General features: G+C 58.8%; 5 protein-coding genes and 1 pseudogene. All 6 read right to left on the reverse strand.

Annotation, left to right across the window (positions count from 1 at the left end; translation table 11 throughout):
• Positions 1–1,087: urocanate hydratase (hutU, locus tag CGA21_RS29585; protein WP_188265681.1), on the reverse strand; the 1,087-nt coding region annotated here is incomplete at its 3' end.
• 395 nt (positions 1,088–1,482) lie between these two features.
• Positions 1,483–2,235, reverse strand: a complete 753-nt coding sequence (hutC, locus tag CGA21_RS29590) for a histidine utilization repressor (protein ID WP_042955793.1) — start codon at positions 2,233–2,235, stop codon at positions 1,483–1,485.
• Positions 2,236–2,365: 130 nt separating this feature from the next.
• A complete protein-coding gene (copD, locus tag CGA21_RS29595) occupies positions 2,366–3,301 on the reverse strand; it encodes a copper homeostasis membrane protein CopD (protein WP_188265682.1) in 936 nt (311 codons plus the stop codon).
• Between the two features lie 3 nt (positions 3,302–3,304).
• Positions 3,305–3,688, reverse strand: coding sequence for a copper homeostasis periplasmic binding protein CopC (copC, locus tag CGA21_RS29600; RefSeq protein ID WP_020800326.1), 384 nt, complete (start codon positions 3,686–3,688; stop codon positions 3,305–3,307).
• A 56-nt stretch (positions 3,689–3,744) separates the two neighbouring features.
• Entirely contained in the window at positions 3,745–4,632 is an 888-nt protein-coding gene (locus tag CGA21_RS29605) for a copper resistance protein B (RefSeq protein WP_188265683.1), read from the reverse strand.
• Positions 4,633–4,642: 10 nt separating this feature from the next.
• Positions 4,643–4,996, reverse strand: a pseudogene (locus CGA21_RS29610) (multicopper oxidase domain-containing protein); the annotation flags it as partial.
• Between the last annotated feature and the right edge of the window lie 149 nt (positions 4,997–5,145).

Consider the following 5,145-nt stretch of genomic DNA (forward strand, 5'->3'; position numbering starts at 1 on the left):
GGAACGGGCCGATGCCACGGCAGAACAGCGGACGGATGTAGGCCGGTACGAAGCCTGGGAAATCGAATGCGTTTTCCACGCCTTCTTCCTGGGCCATCTGACGGATGTTGTTGCCGTAGTCGAAGGTCGGGATGCCTTGCTTTTGAAAATCCAGCATGGCCTGGACATGCACGGCCATCGATTGTTTGGCGGCCTTGACCACCATGGCCGGATCGGTAATGGCGCGGTCGCGGTACTGTTCCCAGGTCCAGCCAGCCGGCAGGTAGCCGTTCAGTGGGTCGTGGGCGCTGGTCTGGTCGGTGACCATGTCCGGGCGCACGCCGCGACGGACCAGTTCCGGGAGGATTTCAGCCGCGTTACCCAGCAGGGCGATGGAGATTGCTTTGCCTTCCTTGGTGTATTTGGCGATGCGCGCCAGAGCGTCGTCGAGGTCTTTGGCTTGCTCGTCGACATAACGGCTGGTCAGGCGGAAGTCGATACGGCTCTGCTGGCATTCGATGTTCAGCGAGCAAGCGCCGGCCAGGGTGGCAGCCAGAGGCTGAGCGCCACCCATGCCGCCCAGGCCGGCGGTCAGTACCCACTTGCCTTTGAGATCATCGTTGTAGTGTTGGCGACCGGCTTCAACGAAGGTTTCGTAGGTGCCCTGGACGATGCCCTGGCTGCCGATGTAGATCCAGCTGCCGGCGGTCATCTGGCCGTACATGGCCAGGCCTTTGGCGTCGAGCTCGTTGAAGTGCTCCCAGCTCGCCCAGTGCGGTACCAGGTTGGAGTTGGCGATCAGGACGCGCGGGGCGTTGGCGTGGGTCTTGAACACACCGACCGGCTTGCCGGATTGCACCAGCAGGGTCTCGTCGTCGTTCAGGTGGGTCAGGCTCTCGACGATCTTGTCGTAGCACTCCCAGTTACGCGCCGCACGACCGATACCACCGTACACCACCAGTTCCTTGGGGTTCTCGGCGACTTCCGGGTCGAGGTTGTTCATCAGCATGCGCAGCGGAGCTTCGGTCAGCCAGCTCTTGGCGGTCAGCTTGTTACCGCGGGCAGCGCGGATTTCGACGTCACGCAGGCGGGTGGTCTTGGCGGTCATGGTCATCTCCTCTCATTCACTGGTTAGCGGGTTGGCGGCGCGGTTTAGCTTATCTATCTGCGCTTATATCAACCTGTATGTACAAGTGAATGCAAGTGAGGGGCCAAAATCGAAATTTACGACCTGAAGAAAAACTTAAAAGTCAAATAATATGAATTAATTCAATGGCTTAAGAGATCAAAGAAAAAATGGCCCATGCGAAGCCGAAAGAAATTTCTGTTGCAACTCTGCGATAAGTTGATGCGAAGACGAGCATTACGTAACACTTTTGTGCAGCGGGGAACGACGAAATGTCACCTTTTTGCCACTCAGGGCGGTGGCGGTAACAATGTCGGCAGGGTATCTGCAACAACAGGCAGGTCGAGCGGCAAGCGGGGGCCGCTCGACCCGTGGGATCAATTACCGAACTTGCCTTCCAGTCGATAACGCGACCCCGGATAGACCAGTCGCGCGCAGCCGACCTGGCCTTTGGCTGCCCAGGTACGGCGGCGAATCAACAGGCACGGCTCATAGCGTTTTATCTGCAACAACTTGCACTCGGCGGATTTGGCATGGATCGACTCGACCACATGTTCGCCCTCGGTCAACGGCGCCAACTGGATCAGGTAGGCATAAGGCGTGATCTTGGTGAAGTCCTGCTGCAGGTAAGCGGGTGCTACCTCGGCGTTGACGAAGCGTTCTTCGATCTGCACCGGCACGCCATTCTCGTGATGCACCACCACCGAATGGAACAGGCGCTTGACCCCTTCGAGGGGGAAGGGCATCGAAGCACGAGCCCGTTCAGGCATCTCTTCGAGCACGATCACTTCGCAGCGATGTTCATGACCCCGGGCCTCGATTTCTTCGGCGATGTTGTGGATCTCGAACAATGCGGCATGCCCCTTGGGCTCCGCAACGAAGGTGCCAACCCCTTGCATCCGCACCAGCGAGCCTTCAATGGTCAGCTCGCGCAAGGCGCGGTTGATGGTCATGCGACTGACCCCTAACAAATTCAGCAATTCGCTTTCCGACGGCACCTTGGAATTGGGCAACCAGGCACCGGAGCGAATCTTCTGCATGATGATTTGCTTGACCCTCGCATACAGCGGGGAGGGACTCTCGAGCGAAAAAGACTCGAGAGACGCATTGTCCTCAATAGATTTGGCCACGTTGATTCCTGAGTTGAAAAAATGCCCCGACTAGCTTGCTGGCTAGTTTACCGAGCTACGGCAGATACGCCTATGCGTAGTCGAGGCCCCGGGCGATTGATGCGGGCATTTTTCCGGCCTCACTCCCTGCTCAGGTTACTGCGGTCTCCATATCAGGACTTAACGTTCCCAACCAGGCCACCAGCCCCACAATCAACACCGCTGCCGATAACTCGACCAACACGCTGCGCCTTAACGCATTAGCCGCCACTCGATACTCCCCCTCCCGCAACGACCGTTGCAAAAGCGGGCCAAGGTGAAATCGGTTCAACGCGGCCAGCACCAACATCCCGGCAAACAACACCACTTTGATGATCAGCAAAGTCCCGTAGGTGCTTAGCAGCACGGCATCGAGTTCTGGACCCACGATGAACAGGTAGTTCACGACGCCCGTCACCGTGATCACGACTACGATCAAAGCGCCCACCGATTCGAATCGATTGACGACCCGGGCCAGCAACTTGATGCTTTCTGCTGTTTGCAGCGTGTCGAGCATTGCCATCCTGGCAAAGGCGACCAATGCACCCAGCCAGGCGCCTGCCGCCAGCAGGTGCAGTATGTCCATCGCAAAATGCCAATAACGACGACCGCCTTCATCCATCGCCCCATGACCGCTCCAGGCGAGACTGGCCAGGGCTATACCACCGGCAATAGTTGCGACTGACAAGCTAACGACAGGTGCACGCTGGTGGAGCAGCACCACTGAGCCGCCAACAACCAACGCGATGATGCGCACGATCCAGGCAACGCCTACGTCCGTCTCCAATACCATCATTTCAATATGCGGGTGCAGCTCGGCGAAGTCCGACTCCCCGCTCATGGCGCTCGCCATCAGTACCATGCTGGCGACAGACATGAGTACACCCAGCGCCGTGGTCCCCGCCAGCATGGACCGAAACGGCAACACGGCCCCCGACACTCGCTCTCGTCCTTCAAGGCTGTACAACCCGAAAAGTGCCATGCCAAAGAGCAGCATGAAATCCATGTACAAGCCGAAGCGCAGGGCAATGCTGGCCCAGTCGCTCATCAGTTACTTCACTTTGAACGAAACGTTGCCTGTGATCGGATGAGTGTCCGACGACACTGCGCGCCAATCGACTTGGTAGCTACCAGCGGGCAATGGAGAGAGCGGCGTGATAACCATGGTCTTCGGGTCGCTGCCGCCAGAGACTTTGGCCTTCATGGGCATCGGGGCATGGGCCATGCCCGGCATTTCGGTCATGACCAGTTTCGCCCCAGAGAACTGGGTCATGAGGTTTTCGGAAAAGTGCAGTTCGATCTTGGCGGGGGCCGGGCCGACCGCGCCTTCCTGCGGGGTGGAGGAGAGCAATTTCGGGTGCGCCTGAGCGAATGTGCTCATCAGCAGCGCGCTGGAAAGTGCGATGGCAACAGCGGTGGTTTTGATCAATCGCATACAGGGCCTCTCACCGCTTCAAGCGGTCATTTTTTTGATTGTTAAGTTAACGTGTACTAGAACCACAGCCGAACACCAAGGACCAGGCGTGCCTCACTGCGATCCTCGCCTTCTTCCCTGGCATAATCGGCTGTCTTGCCGTAGGTGCGGTTCCAGGTCACGCCGATGTAAGGGGCAAGCTCCCGGCGGATTTCATACCGCAGGCGCAGGCCCGCTTCAGTGTTGGACAGGCCGGAACCGATGCCTCGTTGCGGGTCGTTTTTGCCGTAGACATTAAGTTCGGCGGTTGGCTGCAAAATCAGTCGGATGGTCAGCAGGATGTCGTAGTCGCCTTCCAGGCGCGCGGCGGTTTGGCCACCTTCACCGATGAAGGCCGTGGCTTCGGTCTCGAAGTTGTACAGGGCCATGCCTTGCACGCCGAACGCCGCCCAGGTTTGTGGGTCGCCGGGTTTGAAATCCTGGCGAACGCCGCCCACTACGTCCCACCACGGGGAGATGGCGTGGCCCCACAGTGCCTGGACCTCCGCATCTTCAGTCTTGCCGTTGGTGCGTTCGCCTTCCGAGCGCAGCCACAGGCGGTCGATATCGCCGCCGATCCAACCCGAGATATCCCAGGCCAGGGTGCTGCCATCATCAGCGTCCTGCCATTCGAGCTTGTCGGCAAGCAAGTAATAGTTGAGCGCGGAGTCATGGACGTTATGGCCATGGGGGCTGACGAACACGGCGGCGCGGTCGGCATCGGTCAACGCCGGAATCGGCGTGCGGCTTTCGGCAGGCGCGGCAGGCTGCATCTGGCCGTCGTCCATGTTTTGCATCTGGCTGTGGTCCATGCCCTGCATCTGGCTATGATCCATGCCCTGCATATCGTTTGTGGCGGCCATTGCCGATGTCAGTGTCAGGCTCGCGGTCACGAGCGCCAGAAAAATCGGAGTCATCCTGATCATGGGTAGCGCCTCATTCTTCCACGCGAACTTCACGGAACATGCCCATTTCCATGTGGTACAGGAGGTGGCAGTGATAGGCCCAGCGGCCGAGCGCGTCGGCAGTCACCCGATAACTGCGCCGTGAGCCTGGCGGCATGTCGATGGTGTGTTTGCGCACCATGAACTCGCCGTTCGCGTCTTCAAGGTCGCTCCACATGCCATGCAGGTGAATGGGATGCGTCATCATCGTGTCGTTGACCAATACGATGCGGATTCGCTCGCCGTACTTGAGGCGCAGCGGTTCAGCGTCGGAGAACTTCACGCCGTTGAACGACCAGGCGAACTTTTCCATGTGGCCAGTGAGGTGCAGTTCCACGGTGCGGCCCACTAGTGTCCGGTAAAAACCGAAGGGGGAGCTTGCTCCCCCTTGCTGTTGGCGGCCGTCAGTCATAATCGGATTTTTCAGACTCGATTTTGGCTCATGTTTACCAGCACCCGTTTAGCCCACCTGCTCAGTGCGATCCCGCGCCAGTT

It is taken from the genome of Pseudomonas sp. PSB11, assembly GCF_014596605.1.
Taxonomy (GTDB): Bacteria; Pseudomonadota; Gammaproteobacteria; order Pseudomonadales; family Pseudomonadaceae; genus Aquipseudomonas; species Aquipseudomonas umsongensis.